This is a genomic window from Burkholderia sp. BCC0419, assembly GCF_902830285.1.
In the GTDB taxonomy this organism is placed as follows: Bacteria; Pseudomonadota; Gammaproteobacteria; order Burkholderiales; family Burkholderiaceae; genus Burkholderia.
Genome location: NZ_CADESR010000005.1, coordinates 85,078 through 100,834, shown reverse-complemented (window position 1 = coordinate 100,834; position 15,757 = coordinate 85,078). Strand labels below are relative to the sequence as shown.

Sequence of the window (15,757 nt, the reverse complement as noted above, 5' to 3'; positions counted from 1 at the left end):
GCAGCGGCCCGTTGCGTCATCGCGCTTCGTCGTCGCCGGGCTGCCGGCTATTGCGCCGGCGCAGCCCGGGCCCGAACGTGAAGCCGAACGCGAGCAGCACGAACGATACCGCGAGCACGATGTTGTTGCCGCTCGTCACGTACGGCGTGAAGCCGCTCGTGCCTTCGATCCGCACGTCGAGCGAGCCGATCGTGAACGGCTTCAACTGGCCGAGCACGCGGCCGTGCGCGTCGATCGCGGCCGTCATCCCGGTGTTGGTCGAGCGCAGCATCGGCCGGCCCGTTTCGAGCGAGCGCATCCGCGCGATCTGCAGATGCTGGTCGAGCGCGATCGTGTCGCCGAACCACGCGAGATTCGTCACGTTGACGAGCACGCCGGGCGGTTGCGGGTTGTCGCGGATCGTCGCGGCGATTTCCTCGCCGAACAAGTCCTCGTAGCAGATGTCGGCCATCACCGGCTGGTTGTGCACGAGGAACGGCTTCTGCACCGGCGCGCCGCGCGCGAAGTCGCCGAGCGGCATCTTCATCAGGTTGACGAACCAGCGGAAGCCCCACGGGATGAATTCGCCGAAGGGCACGAGGTGATGCTTGTCGTAGTGATAGATGTCGCGCGAATTCGGCGTCACGCCGTACAGGCTGTTCGTGTAGTCGACGTAGTGGCCGTCCTCGGTCACCGACGCGCCGACCGCGCCGAACAGCACGGCCGACCCGGTCGTGTCGCTGAACTTGCGGATCGCGACGGCGAACGGTTCGGGCAGTTCCTGGATCATCACCGCGATCGCGGTCTCGGGCGTGACGATCAGGTCGGCCGGCTTCTCGACGATCATCTGCTGGTACATCTTGATCGCCGCGTCGATGCCTTCCTGCTCGAACTTGATGTCCTGCTTCACGTTGCCCTGCAGCAGCCGCACGGTGAGCGGTGCGTTCGCGGGCACGGTCCACGTGACCTGCGACAGCCCGAGGCCGGCCGCGACGAGCGCGACGGCGATGCCGGCCGGCGCGGCGATGCGCACGCGCGCGTTGCCGTTCGATGCGCCTGCTCCGCTGTCACGCACCGGCGACGGGCGCGCGGCGGCGAGCGCCTGCACGACCAGGGCGGCGAACAGCGCGAGCACCCACGCGATCCCGTACACGCCGACCACAGGCGCAAAGCCCGCGAACGGGCCGTCGACCTGCGGGTAGCCGCTGCCGAGCCACGGAAAGCCGGTGAACACGGTGCCGCGCAGCCATTCGCCGAGCGCCCACGCGCTCGCGAATGCGAACGCGCCGTGCCAGGTCGGCGAGAACGGCCGCGGGTCGGGGGCGCGGCGATGCGACGCATGGCCCGCGCAGAACGACCACAGCCCGGCCGAGAACGCCGGGTACAGCGACAGGTACAGCGAGAACAGCACGAGCGCGCCGCCCGCGAGCGGCGCGGCCATCTCGCCGTACACGTGCATGCTGATGTAGAGCCACCAGACGCCGCTGATGAAGTTGCCGAAGCCGAACGCGCCGCCGGTGAGCGCGGCGCCGCGCCAGCTCGACGTGCGCGTCAGCTGCGCGAAAAACCAGACGAATACGACGAGTTGCAGCCAGCCGCCATGCGGCGTGGGCGCGAAGCTGAGCGTATTGGCCGCGCCGGCGAGCAGCGCGGCCGGATAGTGCCAGCGCGGCAGCGCACGGCCGGGCGCCGGCGCGAGAAGGCCGCCAGCCGGGCGGGACGGGATCGGATCGTCCATGTGAAGCGGAAGAGGGCGAGCGGTTGAAGGAGGCGCGGCTGGCGCGGTACGGTCAGTCTTCGTGCGAGGTTTCGGCGCGACGGCTGGCGAGCGGGTTGCGGCGCACCAGCAGCACATGAACCTGGCGCGCATCGCCGCGCTGGATTTCGAACACGAGGTTGCCGAGCTGCAGCTTCTCGCCGCGGTGCGGCACGCGTCCGAAATGATGGGTGATCAGGCCGCCGATCGTGTCGACTTCGTCGTCGGGGAAATCGGTGCCGAACACCTCGTTGAACTGCTCGATCTCGGTGAGCGCGCGCACGCGGTAGCGGCCGTCCGGCCCCGAGATGATGTTGCCGGCTTCCTCGTCGAAGTCGTACTCGTCCTCGATGTCGCCGACGATCTGTTCGAGCACGTCCTCGATCGTGATCAGGCCCGCGACGCCGCCGTATTCGTCGACGACGATCGCCAGGTGGTTGCGGTTCACGCGGAAGTCGTGCAGCAGCACGTTCAGGCGCTTCGATTCCGGAATGAACACGGCCGGACGCAGCATCCCGCGCACGTCGAACTCTTCCTCGGCGTAGAAGCGCAGCAGATCCTTCGCGAGCAGCACGCCGATCACGTTGTCGCGGTTCTCCTCGTACACCGGATAGCGCGAGTGCGCCTTTTCGAGGACGAACGGGATGAAATCCTCGGGCTTGTCGGCGATGTTGATCGCGTCCATCTGCGCGCGCGGCACCATGATGTCGCGGGCGCACAGATCGGAGACCTGGAACACGCCTTCGATCATCGACAGCGAGTCGGCGTCGATCAGGTTGCGTTCGTGGGCGTCCTGGAGGATTTCCAGCAACTCGCCGCGGGATTCGGGCTCGGGCGAGATGAAGTCGGTCAGGCGCTCGAGCAGCGAGCGCTTTTCTTGCGGTTTGTCGGTTGGCTTACGACTGGGATACGAATCGTTCATGGTGGTGCGCCCGGGTCATGCCGGGGCGCGCGGTCACGGAGTAGGCAAGGATACACCAAGGGCACGACGCGGCCGTGTCACCCGGCCGCACGGCCAGGATGGGCGGCTCGCGCGGGCCCCGCTCGCGGACGGCCGCGCCGGGCGCGACGTCGTCCTCGGGTCCATCCTATCGCAGAAAGAGCTGGCGGGGCGCGGCGGCCAAAAAACGGCGGCGGGAACGGCGGCGCGCCCCGATGCGGGAAACGGCCGATGACGGCGGCATTCTGCCGCAGGCGGGCGCCGCCGGCGCGCCGCTCAGAATCGCATGCCGGCCGAGCAGCCGCCGGCGGCCGCGCCGTTGGTCGCGGCGCCGCCGCAGCCGAGTATCCCGCAGCCGGACAGCGCGACGCTCGCGGCGACGAGCAGCGCGGCGATCCTGCAACGCGACCAGCGTGACGGTTGTTTCATCGGGCGTGTCCTCGTGCGGATGCGCGGGCGGCGCGGTGTCGCAGGGCGGCAGGCCGCGCGTCGTGTCGGATCACCGGCATCGCGCGAGCAACCCTTCCAGCGCGCGGTCGGGGATGCCGCTCGCGCGCAGCGCGTCGACCGTGCGGCTCACGTAGTCGAGCGTCGTGCCGTAGCGGCCGGCCGCGCAGCCGAACACTTCCTTCACGACGGGGTCGGGCAGCTTGCCCGTATAGGTCGGTGCGTCGCGGCGCATCACGAACGCGAGCGCGTTCACGCGTTCGCCGGTCTCGAGCGAGCACGGCAGCCACGCGGGCCGGTACGAGCCCATCGGCATCTCGCGCTTCCACAAGGTCTCGAGATGCGGCTGCGCGGTCGGCCCGGAGAGCCGGAATGCGATGCCCGAGCACGAGCCGCCGCGATCGAGCGCGAGCACGAGGCCCGGCCGTTCGGGCGTGCCGCGGTTCACGCGCGACCACAGGTAGAGCCCGCGGTGATAGCCGTGCACCTTGCCGCGCACGGCGGCGACGGTCGGCAGCCCGGGGTTCCAGATCAGCGAGCCATAGCCGAACAGCCAGAGATCCTGTCGGCCGTCCCAGTCGCGCATCGTGTGCGCGAGCGACGCCGCGAGCTCGTCTTCCGTCAGCAGACGGCCTTCACCGATCGATGGCGGGTAGGCGGGCGGCAGCATCGCGGGGTTACGCATCGGGCGAACGGCTTACTGGTACGGGTTCGGGAAACCCAGTTTCGCGAGGATGTCGACTTCGAGCGCTTCCATTTCGGCCGCGTCCTCGTCGCTCGTCTCATGGTCGTAGCCCTGCGCGTGCAGCGCGCCGTGCACCAGCAGGTGCGCGTAATGGGCCATGAGCGGCTTGCCCTGGTCGTGCGCTTCCTTCTCGACCACCGGGCAGCACAGCACGAGGTCGCCGATCACGGTGCCGTCGGGCGCCGGGTCGTACGCGAAGGTCAGCACGTTGGTCGGATAGTCCTTGTGGCGGTAGCCGGCGTTCAGCGTACGGCCTTCGTTTTCGCCGACGAAGCGCACGGTGAGCTGCGCGCTCGCGAACAGCGCCGGCTCGATCCATTCGGCGATCAGCTTGCGTTTGGGCAGCGTCTTGCGCACGTCGCTCGTGATTTCGTCACCGTACTGCACGGACAGGTCGAATTCCAGCGCGCGCGGCTCGTCTTCGGGGTCGTCCTCGCGCGGCGCGAATTCGGCGCCGACGTGCAGCGTCACGCTGTCGTAATGCTCGGGCTGCAGCGCGAGCTTCGCGCGCATCGCCGGATCGTTGTGCTGCGCGACGATCGCGACAGCCGCGTCGCCCGAGCTGCCCGACAGGTCGAACATCAGGCTGCGGCCGTCCGGGAAGTCGATCCGCAGCCCTTGCGCGTTGACGGTCCGGGCTTTGCCCTTCGCGTCGAACAGCGAAAGGCGGGGGGATTCGGACGCGGCGGACGGGGCGCGACCGGACTGGCGGGAACGGGAGGATTTCATGACGCGTGCGGCGATTGGGACGCGTTGAGGATACACCAAACGGCCGATCGCGCCCGAATTCGCCCGGGCCGCGCGCGGGCGAAAAAAAGCCCGGCGCGCCGTCTGGCGGGCCGGGCCGGGAGGCTGGGGGCGGCGCGCAGGCGCCGCCGCCGCCGCTCAGCCGTCCTGATGCTGCGCGTGGAATTCGTCGTACGCCTCGACGATGCGCGCGACGAGCGGATGGCGCACCACGTCCACGCTCGTGAAGCGCGTGAGCGCGATGCCGCGCACGCCGCCGAGCACCTGCTGCGCCTCGACGAGGCCGCTCTTGTGGCCGCGCGGCAGGTCGACCTGGCTCGTGTCGCCGGTCACGACCGCCTTCGAGCCGAAGCCGATCCGCGTGAGGAACATCTTCATCTGCTCGGGCGTCGTGTTCTGCGCCTCGTCGAGGATGATGAACGCGTGGTTCAGCGTGCGGCCGCGCATGTACGCGAGCGGCGCGATCTCGATCATCTGGCGCTCGAACATCTTGGCCGTCTTGTCGAAGCCGAGCAGGTCGTACAGCGCGTCGTACAGCGGCCGCAGGTACGGGTCGACCTTCTGCGCGAGGTCGCCCGGCAGGAAGCCGAGCCGCTCGCCGGCCTCGACGGCCGGGCGCGTCAGCACGATCCGCTTGACCTGGTCGCGCTCGAGCGCATCGACCGCGCACGCGACCGCGAGGTAGGTCTTGCCGGTGCCGGCCGGCCCGATGCCGAACGTCACGTCGTGCGACAGGATCTGCTTCAGGTATTCGCGCTGGGCGGGCGTGCGGCCGCGCAGGTCGGCGCGCCGCGTGTAGAGCTTCGGCCCCGGCTCTTCGTCCGGCTCGCTGGCGTCGAGCTGCACGACGGGTTCGTCGAACGGATGGTCGGGGTCGCCGCGAAAGCGCACGTCGAGCGGTTCCTGGCGGCCGTTGCCGGCCGTGTGGCGCACTTCGACCAGCGCGAGCTGGATGTCGTCGACCGACAGCGGATCGCGCGCGCGGTTGTAGAAGTTTTCGAGCGCGGCGAGCGCGAGCTTGGCGCCGCGCCCGCGGATCGTGATCCGGTGGCCGCGCCGCGCGAGCGTGACGTCGAGCGCCTGTTCGATCTGCCGCAGGTTTTCGTCGAGCGGGCCGCAGAGGTTGGCGAGGCGCGCGTTGTCGTCGCGCGGGGCGGTGAATTCCAGTGCTTGGACGGTCTTCAAAGTAGCGTCGGGCTCCTGTCGGGCGTCAGTCGGTCAGTGGGTGGCCGCGCTCGCGTCGTCGCTGACGAGCACGAGCTCGCCGCGCAGCGAGTGCGGGTACGCATGGTTGATCTTCACGTCGATCATCTGGCCGATCAGGCGCGGGTGCGACGCGAGCGGCGCCGGGAAATTCACGACCCGGTTGTTCTCGGTGCGGCCCGCGAGTTCGTTCGGGTCCTTGCGCGACGGGCCCTCGACGAGGATCCGCTCGACCTTCCCGACCATCGACTGGCTGATGCGCGCGACGTTCTCCTCGATGGTCGCCTGCAGATGTTGCAGGCGTTTGAGCTTGACCTCGCGCGGCGTGTCGTCGTGCAGGTTCGCGGCCGGCGTGCCGGGGCGCGGGCTGTAGATGAACGAGAAGCTGGTGTCGTAGCTCATCTCGTGCACGAGCGCCATCATCTTGTCGAAATCGTCCTCGGTCTCGCCGGGGAAGCCGACGATCATGTCGGTGGACAGCGACAGGTCGGGGCGGATCGCGCGCAGCTTGCGGATCACCGACTTGTATTCGAGCACCGTGTAGCCGCGCTTCATCGCCATCAGGATGCGGTCGGAGCCGTGCTGGACCGGCAGGTGCAGGTGGCTCACGAGCTTCGGCACCTTCGCGTAGGTGTCGATCAGGCGCTGCGTGAATTCCTTCGGGTGCGACGTCGTGTAGCGGATCCGCTCGATGCCGGGGATGTCGGCGACGTATTCGATCAGCGTCGCGAAATCGGCGATGTCGGTCGAACCGGCCGTCAGCGCGCCGCGGTAGGCGTTCACGTTCTGGCCGAGCAGCGTGACTTCGCGCACGCCCTGGTCGGCGAGGCCGGCCACTTCGGTCAGCACGTCGTCGAGCGGGCGCGACACTTCATCGCCGCGCGTGTACGGCACCACGCAGTAGCTGCAGTACTTCGAGCAGCCTTCCATGATCGACACGAACGCGCTCGGCCCCTCGACGCGCGCGGGCGGCAGGTGGTCGAACTTCTCGATTTCGGGGAACGTGATGTCGACCTGCGCGCGGCCGCTCGCGCGGCGCGCGTCGATCATCTGCGGCAGGCGGTGCAGCGTTTGCGGGCCGAACACGAGGTCGACGTACGGCGCGCGCGACACGATCGACGCGCCTTCCTGGCTCGCGACGCAGCCGCCGACGCCGATCAGCAGGCCCGGCTTCGCTTCCTTCAGCTCGCGCACGCGGCCGAGATCGGAGAACACCTTCTCCTGCGCCTTCTCGCGCACCGAGCACGTGTTGAACAGGATGATGTCCGCGTCTTCCGGCGTATCGGTCTTTTCGAGGCCTTCGGCCGCGTTGAGGACGTCCACCATCTTGTCCGAGTCGTACTCGTTCATCTGGCAGCCGAAGGTCTTTACGTAAACTTTCTTGGTCATGGGGATTCGCCGTTCGCAGTGGTTGACCTGGGGGCGTCGTCAAGGGTGAATCGGGACGGCCGTGCGCTGCACGCGAATCGCGCGCATCCAGCAGGAAAGGCCGTCGGGAAAGCCTTCCATTATAGCTTTTCACGCCACGGCGGACGGGCGGCCGGTTGCGGGCGCGCGACGCCGGCTTCCGGGTTCCGACCCCTAGATGGCGGCGGGTCGACCGTCAGCGGCATGCGTTCAGCAGGTCGTCGAGCGCGGCTTCCTCGCGCGCGAAGCGTTCGGCGAGAAAGTCGAGCAGCACGCGCACGCGCGGCGCCATGTAGCGCTTGCTGTGATAGATCGCGTGCAGTGGCGCGTCCTGGTGCCGCCAGTCGGGCAGCAGCACGCGCAGCCGGCCCGCGCGGACGTCGTCGGCGATGTCCCACAGCGACTTCAGCGCAATGCCGTGGCCGCGCAGCGTCCATTCGCGCGTGAGGCCGCCGTCGTTGGTCTCGAACGCGGTCGCGACGGGCACCGTGTGGATCTGCACTTCGTCGCCGCGCGTGAAATGCCAGGTGTTCATCGGGCCGGACGCGATCGTGATCACGTTGCACGGAAAGCGGGCCAGATCGTGCGGATCGGCCGGCACGCCATGACGTTCGACGAACGACGGCGCCGCGCACAGTACGCGCCGGTTGGTCGCGAGCCGGCGGGCGATCAGCGCGCCGTCGGGCGGCGCGGCGAAGCGGATCGCGAGATCGATCTCGTCCTGCCACAGGTTCGACGACGAATCGGACGCCGTCAGCGAGAACGTGACGCCCGGATGCAGCGTCGTGAATTCGTCGAGCCAGTCGAGCAGCTGGTGGCGGCCGAAATCGGACGTCGACGACAGCCGCACCTTGCCGCTCACGACGTTGCGGCCTTCCTGCAGCATCGCATCCGCGTCGTCGAGCGCCTGCAGCGCCTGGCGGCAGCAGTTCAGGTACAGCTTACCTTCGTCGGTGAGCCGCAATTGCCGCGTCGAGCGTTCGAACAGCCGCGTCGCGATCTTCGCCTCGAGCTTCGCGAGCCGCGCGCTCGCGGCGGCCGGCGTGAGGTTCAGCTTGCGCCCGGCGGCGGACAGGCTGCCGAGCTCCGCCGCCTCGACGAACAGCCGGATGTCGCCCAGTCGATCCATGCGATTTTCCAGAAATATTTGAAAATGGTTCAAAAGCCACGCCAATTATCAAATATAGGCGTCTTCGGGACAATGCGCGCACATCCCGCTTTCTTGTGCGGTGCGGCACCGATCCTGCGCCGCGGCCGCCGCCTTCCGGAGAACGTCATGCCCATTCCGTTACTGGCGCTCGCGATCAGCGCCTTCGCCATCGGCACCACCGAATTCATCATCATGGGCCTCTTGCCCGAAGTCGCGCACGACCTGGCCGTGTCGCTGCCGTCGGCCGGCCTGCTCGTCACCGGCTATGCGCTCGGCGTCGCGGTCGGCGCGCCGCTGCTCGCGGTGCTGACGAGCCGCATGCCGCGCAAGGCCGCGCTGCAGTTGCTGATGGCGATCTTCATCGTCGGCAACGTGCTGTGCGCGACCGCGTCCGGCTACGCGATGCTGATGGTCGCGCGCGTCGTCACGTCGTTCGCGCACGGCTCGTTCTTCGGCATCGGCGCGGTGGTCGCCGCGTCGCTCGTGCCGGCCGACAAGCGTGCGAGCGCGATCGCGCTGATGTTCACCGGGCTCACGCTGTCGAACGTGCTCGGCGTGCCGTTCGGCACGTTCGTCGGCCAGTTGCTCGGCTGGCGCGCGTCGTTCTGGATCGTCGCCGCGCTCGGCGTGCTCGCGCTCGGCGGCGTGGCCGCGCTGGTGCCGAACCGCCACGACAGCGGGCCGGTCGGCCTCGGCCACGAAGTGCGCGTGCTGAAGGAGCCGCAGGTGTGGCTCGCGCTGCTGATGACCGTGCTCGGCTTCGGCGGCGTGTTCGTCGTGTTCACGTACATCGCGCCGATTCTGGAAACCGTGTCGGGCTATTCGCCGCGCGCGGTCGCGCTGATCCTCGTGCTGTTCGGCGCGGGGCTGACGGTCGGCAATACGATCGGCGGCAAGCTCGCCGACCGCGCGCTGATGCCGTCGCTGATCGCGATCCTCGTCGCGCTGATGGCCGTGATGGCCGTGTTCGCGAAGACCAGCCACCTGCCGGTCGCGGCCGCCGTCACCGTATTCGTCTGGGGGATCGCCGCGTTCGCGACGGTGCCGCCGCTGCAGGCGCGTGTGGTCGAGAAGGCCGCGAGTGCGCCGCATCTCGCGTCGACGCTGAATATCGGTGCGTTCAACGTCGGCAACGCGGGCGGCGCGTGGCTCGGCGGCCTCGCGCTGGAACACGGCTTCGCGCTCGATGCGCTGCCGTGGGTGGCGGTCGCGGTGACGTTCGTCGCGCTGCTCGTCACGTGGCTCGCGATGCGGCTCGACGCGCGCGGCCCGGCGCGCGACGCCGCGCCGGCGGCGCAGTGAGCGTCGCCGCGGCGCGCTGACGGCGACGCCATAGCGGCAGGAAAAGGTTCGCGAGAAACGCATTCCTCCGCGATGCTGATAACGGTGTGAAGATAACTTCGTTTGCCCGTGCCAGGCCGGGTGATAGCGTCTCGATACGCGCCATGACTGGCGCAACCCGATTCCATTCCGGCTTACCCCCTACGCAGGGCCGCGCAGCGGCCCGGAGGCAATGCTATGTCTTCATCCTTGGCGCTCGTGCGCGACGTGTCTTCCTTCGAGTCCGGCAATGCTGCCGACCCGCGCGCGTCCGCGTCGCTCGACGCGCTCGAGCAGGTCGTCGGCGTGAATCTCGCGCGCTTGCGCGCCGAGCGGCAACTGTCGCTCGATGCGCTTGCGCGATTGTCCGGCGTGTCGCGCGCGATGCTCGCGCAGATCGAATCGGCGCGCAGCGTGCCGTCGATCAAGGTGCTCTGCAAGATCGCCGCGGCGCTGAAGGTGTCGGTCGCCGCGTTCCTGCGACGCCATGCAGTGAACGGTTTCGAGCACCTGGCGGCCGAGCGCGCGTCGCGCGTCGTCAGCTCGAACGGCCGCTTCTCGGCACGTGCGCTGTACCCGGAAGGCGAGCCGGCCGCGGCCGAATTCCACGAGCTGCGGATCGCGCCGCTGCATACGGAGCCGGGCGCACGTCGCGCACCCGGCACGACGGTCAACCTCGTCGTCAGCGAAGGCACGCTCGAAGTCAGCGTGCACGACCGCCGCCAGCTGCTCGCGACCGGCGACGCGATCGTGTTCGATGCCGACCAGCCGTACAGCCTGCGCAACCCGGGCGACAGCGAGGCGCGTGCGTTCCGCGTGACGGTGAGCCCCGAGGTGCCGCCGCGCTGGCTCGTGCCCGATGCGGCGCACGCGGCCGTCAACTGATCGCGCGGGCCGCGCGGCGCGACCGCGTTCCCGACTGTCGCGGGATCGCGGGTTCGCCCGGCGGCCGTTCGGACGATGCCGTTAGACGGGGTCGTCAGTAAGGTTTTACGCTGCGCGTCGCGCGCGGCTGTTGTATGCTTGGCCCGCCGGTGACGGGGCGTTCCCGTCCGGCAATCAGTGCGTCTTCAGGGCGGGGCGAAATTCCCCACCGGCGGTAGGCTGGCGTAAGCCGGCGAGCCCGCGAGCGCCCGCGCATCCGCGCGGGGTCAGCAGATCTGGTCGAATGCCAGAGCCGACGGTCACAGTCCGGATGAGAGAAGATGTGCAGATAGTCATGTCCGTCAGGGCCGCTTCGCGCTGCATGCGAAGCGGGTTGTCGTTCTGTCTGTTTGCAATGCCCTGAAACGTTTTTCGCCCAAATCGTCTTTGCGAGGAGCGTTTCACATGTCCTTGATGTCCGTTTCGTCGGCACCCGCCGACGCCTTTGCCGATCTCCCTCTGCTGGACTCCGAACCGGTGCCGCCGCGCATCGCCGCTGCGCTCGATGCGATGCGCGCAGGCCGCGCGGTCGTGCTGCAGGACGACCACGACCGCGAGAACGAAGCCGACCTGATCGTCGCCGCCGAGCGCATCACGCCCGAGACGATGGCGCTGCTGATCCGCGAGTGCAGCGGCATCGTGTGCCTGTGCCTGACCGACGACACGGTGCGCGCGCTCGAGCTGCCGCCGATGGTGCAGACCAACGAAAGCCGCAACGGCACCGCGTTCACCGTGTCGATCGAGGCGCGCGAAGGCGTGCATACCGGCGTGTCGGCGGCCGATCGCGTGACGACGATCCGTGCGGCGATCGCCGAAGGCGCGAAGCCGCACGACATCGTGCGCCCCGGCCACGTGTTTCCGTTGCGTGCGCAACCGGGCGGCGTGCTGGCGCGCCGCGGTCACACCGAAGGCACGGTCGACCTGTCGATCCTCGCGGGCCTGAAGCCGGCCGGCGTGCTGTGCGAGCTGATGAATCCGGACGGCACGATGACGCGCGGCGACGATGTCGAGCGCTTCGCGCAACGGCACGGGCTGCCGATGCTGACGATCGCGGAACTCGTCGAGTTCCGCGAGGCGCTGGCGGCGGCGCGCGAACGCTGCTGCGAGCCGGCCTGAGTAAAAGTGAAGGAAAGGCGGGCGCGTTCGCGCGCCCGTGGCGCGGCCGGATCGATCCAGGCGGACCCGATCCGGCCCGAATGACGATCAGGACTGCACGTCGCCGAACTCGCCGCGCATGCCGGCTTCGACGAGCGCCGGCAGTTCATCCATGTTGCGCATGATCCGCGTGATGCCCATCGCGCGCAGCGCGTCCGCGTAGTTGTCGGGGATGTGGCTCGCGCCGACGAACGCGATCGTCTTCATCCCGGCCGCCCGCGCGGCATTCAACCCCGAGATGCTGTCCTCGACGACGACGCAGCGCGCCGGCGCGACGCCGAGCGTATGCGCCGCGTGGAGGTAGACGTCGGGGTAGGGCTTCGGCCGCGCGACCTGTTCGGAGCTGAACACCCGCTCGCCGAAGATCTCGGTGAGCGATGCGCGCTTCAGCGAGCTGCGCACGCGCACGAGCCGGCTGTTCGACACGACGGCGGCCGGCAGCGTGACCTTCAGCAGCGCGTCGCGCACGCCGCTGATCGGCGCGAGCGATTGCGCGAGCGCGACTTCGATGTTGTGCTCGATGGTCTCGATGAAGTTGGCCGGCATCTCGATCCCGAAGCGGGATTCGATGCCGGTGAGGAAACGCGACGTCTGCTGGCCGAATGCCGACTTCGCGGCGGCTTCGAAATCGAGGTTCGGGAACGTGGCGGACAGCGTGTCGAGCAGCACGCGGTCGGCGATGACTTCGCTGTCGACGAGCACGCCGTCGCAGTCGCAGATGAGGTGATCGAGCATGGTGATGAAAACGCGGGAAATCGGCGACGCCGATCGATTCGCCATCATACGTGCTTTCACGCGCAGGCCGCGCGACGTGTCGGCAAATTTGCCCGATGCGGCCGTGCGGTTGCGGCAGGCCGTGCGGTGTGCCGCCGATCGCGCGGCGGCGGCCCGCTTGCCCGGATCGCGCCGCCGTTTGCCGCGTTACAGCTCGATCACGCGCCCCGTTTTCCACGACGTCATCGCGGCTTCGGCCAGTTCGAGCGCGGCGAGCCCGTCGTCGATCGTCGTCCTGACCGGCGTGCCGTCGCGCAGCGCGTCGACGAAATGCGCGATCTCGGCCGCGTACGCGTGCCGGTAGCGTTCGAGGAAGAACGGCTCCGGCACGTCCGTCGCGATGCCGTCCGCGAGCCATGCGCTCACCTCGGTCGGCCGCACGTTACCGGCCTGCAGCATCCCGTGGCTGCCGAGCAGTTCGAAGCGCTGGTCGTAGCCGTAGGCCGCGCGCCGCGACGTGTTGATCTGGCACAGCAGCCCGCGCCGCGTGCGGATCGTCACGGCGGTCGAATCGATGTCGCCCGCGTCGCGCACGGCCGGATCGGTCAGGCAACTGCCCGTCGCGTGCAGCGTCTGCGCTTCGTCGCCGAGGATCCAGCGGAACACGTCGAAGTCGTGGATCAGCATGTCCTTGAAAATGCCGCCCGAGCGGCGAATGTAGTCGGCCGGCGGCGCGCCCGGATCGCGGCTCGTGACGACCAGCATTTCCGGCGCGCCGATTTCGCCGCGCTCGACGCGTGCCTTCAACGCCGCGAAGGTCGGGTCGAAGCGGCGCTGGAAGCCGATCATGCAGGTCACACCGGTGCGCCGCACGACGTCCGCGCACGCACGCGAGCGTTCGACGGTGAGGTCGACCGGCTTCTCGCAGAACACCGCCTTGCCCGCGTTCGCGGCCGCGACGATCAGGTCCGCGTGCGTGTCGGTGCTCGACGCGATCACGACGGCCCGCACCGACGCATCGCCGAGCGCGCGTTCGATGTCGGCGACCTGCGCGCCGTGCGTGCGGGCGAGTGCTTCCGCCGACGGCGCATGCCGGTCGATCACGTACTTCAGTGTCGCGCCCGGATGGCGCGCGAGATTCGCCGCGTGGATCTTGCCGATTCTGCCCGCGCCGAACAAAGCGAATTCGATCATTCCGTTCTCCTGTGGATTCTGTTGTTTTCCGGATGCGCGACCGGCGTGGGCCGCGCACCGTCACGACGGTCCGCTCAGCGATCCGCCAGCTCGCCGAGCACGTAGTCGATGCTCGCCCGCAGCCGGTCTTCGATGTCGCCGGCTTCGGCGATTTCGTTCGCGAACGGCTCGAACGACAACGCGCCGCGATAGCCGCGCGCGAGCAGCTCGCGCAGTTGCCGGATGTTGCCGAGCCGGTCGGCGCCGCCGACCAGCACGCGGTGGCCGTCGCGCATCCGGTCGACCGGCAGGTCGGCTTCCTCGACGCCCGAGATGTGCACGAGGCCCGTCAGGTTCGGGAAGAAGATGTCCTCGCCGGCGAGGTGATGGTGGAACGTGTCGTGCACGAGCCGGAACACCGGCTCGCCCGCCGCCGCGTAGATGCCCTTCACCGCGTCCGACTTGCGGCGCAGCGCGCATTCCTCGAAGCCGAGCGGCTCGATGAAGCCGAGCAGGCCGCGGGTGTCGAGGATCGGCTTCAGCGCCTTCAGCGCCGTCACGAGATCCGCGTGGCGGGCGTCCGCGCTGCGCGTGTCGCCGCGGCTGTTGGTCGGGCACAGCACCAGCGCTCGCGCGCCGCATTGCGCCGCGTAGTCGGCCAGCACGGTCGCCTCGTCCGCGCGCTCGGCGTTCCATTGCTCGAAGCGCTGCAGCGCGTTGATCGTCAGGATCGTCACGCCGCCGGCTTCGGCCGTCGCGCGTACCGCGGCGGCCGGCGTGCCGTCGGCGAGCTCCACGCCGTCCAGATCGTTGCGGATCTCGATCGTGTCGACGCCGAGGCGCCGGCACAGCGCGACGTAGCGGTCGAGCGGCAAGCGCGGCGCGCTCATCCGGTTCAGCGAAAAGTGGAAGGCTTGCGTCATCGTTCTGTCCTTGGGGCTGGAGTGGGGCGGGGTCCGAATCAGGTGCCGGTGTGCGCGGCGAGTGCCTGCCACGTGTCGCGCAGCCAGTGCGCGCACGCGACGTTGTTGTCGAAGATCGAATAGCGTGCGCCGCCGCCGTAGTCGGGAAACGGGATGAACTCGCAACTGATCTGTTCGAGCCGTGCCGGCCGTGCGTGAGCGGGAGCCTGCGCCTGCGCTTGCAGCAACTGGCGCAGCGCGGTTTTCCACGGGTCGAGCGACGCCGCACGCCATTCGCCGTGATAGGCGCCCGGCGCGGGTGCGACGAACGGGTACTGGATGCCGCGGCCGGGCCTGCCATCCGCACGGCGCATCCAGCGGTTGTCGGGGTTGTTCGGCGTCACGCTGCGCGCATGCGCATGCCGGACCCAGCCGCGCGCGATCCAGTCGGCGTAGATCGCGGCGGGCGATGCCGGGTCGAGCAGCGCGCGGCCGCCGTCGGTCGATTCGCGCAGGCCCGCTGCGTCGAGTTCGGCGCGGTTGCCGATCTTGAACAGCAGATGCGAATGATCGAGCGTGATCCGGAACGGCACGCCGGCCTGCTCGACATGCCGCGCGACGCGCGCCACGCGCGCGACATCTTCGCTCCACATGTCGACGTGCACTTCGAGGCTCGGCAGGCAGCCGACCGGCTCGCCCAATGCGTACGCGCGCAGGTAGAAATCGGCGACTTCGCGATCCGACAGCGGATGGCCGTCGGCGTGATGCGCGAACAGCTGGCAGTTGAGCACCGTGCTGCCGAAGCGTGCGCCTGCCTCGACGATCTCGGTCACATGCGCTTCGTCCTGCCCGGCGCGCCAGATGCCGCCGATCACGCGAATCGGCAGCGCGTGGCGGTCGACCAGCGCGAAATACGGCGACAGGTCTTCGCCGCGCGCCGGGTTCTTTTCGATGTAATCGAACACGCCGGCAGCGGCGACCATCCGGAAGCGCTCGGCGGGCGCGGGCGGCGGCAGCCCGTCGTGTTCGAGCACGCCGTCGAGGTTCACGCCGATGAGGATCGGTTCAGCCATCGTCTCCTGTCCGTTATGGTCTATCGATGGCTGACCAATGTACGGATGCGCGGCGCGGGCTGCATGACAAACGTTGACGAAAAATCGCCCATGCCGTGGTCGATTTTTTCGCTGCGAGTACG

15 protein-coding genes and 1 riboswitch are annotated in these 15,757 nt (G+C 69.0%); of the genes, 3 read left to right on the top strand and 12 right to left on the bottom strand.

Annotated elements, in window-relative coordinates; all coding sequences use genetic code 11:
• Window positions 1-16: 16 nt before the first annotated feature.
• From lnt to HWW87_RS24220, 8 genes are all read right to left on the bottom strand, one after another.
• Entirely contained in the window at window positions 17-1,717 is a 1,701-nt protein-coding gene (gene lnt, locus HWW87_RS24255; RefSeq protein ID WP_175822454.1) for an apolipoprotein N-acyltransferase, read from the bottom strand.
• Between the two features lie 52 nt (window positions 1,718-1,769).
• Complete coding sequence (locus HWW87_RS24250; protein ID WP_059504489.1) at window positions 1,770-2,657, bottom strand: transporter associated domain-containing protein; 888 nt, start codon at window positions 2,655-2,657, stop codon at window positions 1,770-1,772.
• 294 nt (window positions 2,658-2,951) lie between these two features.
• Window positions 2,952-3,104: a hypothetical protein gene (locus tag HWW87_RS24245; protein WP_175822453.1), complete on the bottom strand. Its 153-nt coding sequence runs from the start codon at window positions 3,102-3,104 to the stop codon at window positions 2,952-2,954.
• 70 nt (window positions 3,105-3,174) lie between these two features.
• Window positions 3,175-3,807: a gamma-glutamylcyclotransferase gene (locus HWW87_RS24240; protein WP_175822452.1), complete on the bottom strand. Its 633-nt coding sequence runs from the start codon at window positions 3,805-3,807 to the stop codon at window positions 3,175-3,177.
• 12 nt (window positions 3,808-3,819) lie between these two features.
• Window positions 3,820-4,596 (bottom strand): rRNA maturation RNase YbeY, encoded by a 777-nt coding sequence (ybeY, locus tag HWW87_RS24235; protein ID WP_174433586.1) that lies wholly within the window; start codon window positions 4,594-4,596, stop codon window positions 3,820-3,822.
• A gap of 156 nt (window positions 4,597-4,752) precedes the next feature.
• Window positions 4,753-5,799, bottom strand: a complete 1,047-nt coding sequence (locus HWW87_RS24230) for a PhoH family protein (protein WP_174388583.1) — start codon at window positions 5,797-5,799, stop codon at window positions 4,753-4,755.
• A gap of 33 nt (window positions 5,800-5,832) precedes the next feature.
• On the bottom strand, window positions 5,833-7,206 hold the full coding sequence (miaB, locus tag HWW87_RS24225) for a tRNA (N6-isopentenyl adenosine(37)-C2)-methylthiotransferase MiaB (RefSeq protein WP_174388582.1): 1,374 nt from the start codon (window positions 7,204-7,206) through the stop codon (window positions 5,833-5,835).
• 214 nt (window positions 7,207-7,420) lie between these two features.
• Complete coding sequence (locus HWW87_RS24220; RefSeq protein WP_174433583.1) at window positions 7,421-8,353, bottom strand: LysR family transcriptional regulator; 933 nt, start codon at window positions 8,351-8,353, stop codon at window positions 7,421-7,423.
• A 147-nt stretch (window positions 8,354-8,500) separates the two neighbouring features.
• Between HWW87_RS24220 and HWW87_RS24215 the strand changes: the two genes are divergently transcribed.
• The 3 genes from HWW87_RS24215 (at window position 8,501) to ribB (ending at window position 11,734) form a co-directional block, all read left to right on the top strand.
• Window positions 8,501-9,676, top strand: coding sequence for an MFS transporter (locus HWW87_RS24215; RefSeq protein WP_175822451.1), 1,176 nt, complete (start codon window positions 8,501-8,503; stop codon window positions 9,674-9,676).
• A 216-nt stretch (window positions 9,677-9,892) separates the two neighbouring features.
• Entirely contained in the window at window positions 9,893-10,579 is a 687-nt protein-coding gene (locus tag HWW87_RS24210) for an XRE family transcriptional regulator (RefSeq protein ID WP_174433581.1), read from the top strand.
• A gap of 177 nt (window positions 10,580-10,756) precedes the next feature.
• A riboswitch (FMN riboswitch) is annotated at window positions 10,757-10,905 on the top strand.
• Window positions 10,906-11,023: 118 nt separating this feature from the next.
• Complete coding sequence (gene ribB / locus HWW87_RS24205) at window positions 11,024-11,734, top strand: 3,4-dihydroxy-2-butanone-4-phosphate synthase (protein ID WP_027789183.1); 711 nt, start codon at window positions 11,024-11,026, stop codon at window positions 11,732-11,734.
• Window positions 11,735-11,821: 87 nt separating this feature from the next.
• On the opposite strand, the gene HWW87_RS24200 is transcribed toward ribB, so the two are convergent.
• The 4 genes from HWW87_RS24200 to HWW87_RS24185 all read right to left on the bottom strand — a co-directional run bounded on the left by HWW87_RS24200 (window position 11,822) and on the right by HWW87_RS24185 (window position 15,635).
• Entirely contained in the window at window positions 11,822-12,508 is a 687-nt protein-coding gene (locus HWW87_RS24200) for an HAD-IA family hydrolase (protein ID WP_175822450.1), read from the bottom strand.
• 186 nt (window positions 12,509-12,694) lie between these two features.
• Window positions 12,695-13,681, bottom strand: coding sequence for an inositol 2-dehydrogenase (iolG, locus tag HWW87_RS24195; RefSeq protein WP_175822449.1), 987 nt, complete (start codon window positions 13,679-13,681; stop codon window positions 12,695-12,697).
• Window positions 13,682-13,755: 74 nt separating this feature from the next.
• Window positions 13,756-14,583, bottom strand: coding sequence for a TIM barrel protein (locus tag HWW87_RS24190; protein WP_175822448.1), 828 nt, complete (start codon window positions 14,581-14,583; stop codon window positions 13,756-13,758).
• A 38-nt stretch (window positions 14,584-14,621) separates the two neighbouring features.
• Window positions 14,622-15,635 carry a xylose isomerase gene (locus HWW87_RS24185; RefSeq protein WP_175822447.1) on the bottom strand — a complete coding sequence of 338 codons (1,014 nt, stop codon included), beginning with the start codon at window positions 15,633-15,635 and terminating at the stop codon, window positions 14,622-14,624.
• Window positions 15,636-15,757 lie beyond the last annotated feature (122 nt).

Coding starts and splice junctions, on each gene's coding strand:
- HWW87_RS24250 (WP_059504489.1), bottom strand. CDS start 2,657: ATGAACGATTCGTATCCCAGTCGTAAGCCAACCGACAAACCGCAAGAA.
- miaB (WP_174388582.1), bottom strand. CDS start 7,206: ATGACCAAGAAAGTTTACGTAAAGACCTTCGGCTGCCAGATGAACGAG.
- HWW87_RS24245 (WP_175822453.1), bottom strand. CDS start 3,104: ATGAAACAACCGTCACGCTGGTCGCGTTGCAGGATCGCCGCGCTGCTC.
- ribB (WP_027789183.1), top strand. CDS start 11,024: ATGTCCTTGATGTCCGTTTCGTCGGCACCCGCCGACGCCTTTGCCGAT.
- lnt (WP_175822454.1), bottom strand. CDS start 1,717: ATGGACGATCCGATCCCGTCCCGCCCGGCTGGCGGCCTTCTCGCGCCG.
- HWW87_RS24190 (WP_175822448.1), bottom strand. CDS start 14,583: ATGACGCAAGCCTTCCACTTTTCGCTGAACCGGATGAGCGCGCCGCGC.
- HWW87_RS24200 (WP_175822450.1), bottom strand. CDS start 12,508: ATGCTCGATCACCTCATCTGCGACTGCGACGGCGTGCTCGTCGACAGC.
- HWW87_RS24185 (WP_175822447.1), bottom strand. CDS start 15,635: ATGGCTGAACCGATCCTCATCGGCGTGAACCTCGACGGCGTGCTCGAA.
- iolG (WP_175822449.1), bottom strand. CDS start 13,681: ATGATCGAATTCGCTTTGTTCGGCGCGGGCAGAATCGGCAAGATCCAC.
- HWW87_RS24240 (WP_175822452.1), bottom strand. CDS start 3,807: ATGCGTAACCCCGCGATGCTGCCGCCCGCCTACCCGCCATCGATCGGT.
- HWW87_RS24220 (WP_174433583.1), bottom strand. CDS start 8,353: ATGGATCGACTGGGCGACATCCGGCTGTTCGTCGAGGCGGCGGAGCTC.
- HWW87_RS24215 (WP_175822451.1), top strand. CDS start 8,501: ATGCCCATTCCGTTACTGGCGCTCGCGATCAGCGCCTTCGCCATCGGC.
- HWW87_RS24210 (WP_174433581.1), top strand. CDS start 9,893: ATGTCTTCATCCTTGGCGCTCGTGCGCGACGTGTCTTCCTTCGAGTCC.
- ybeY (WP_174433586.1), bottom strand. CDS start 4,596: ATGAAATCCTCCCGTTCCCGCCAGTCCGGTCGCGCCCCGTCCGCCGCG.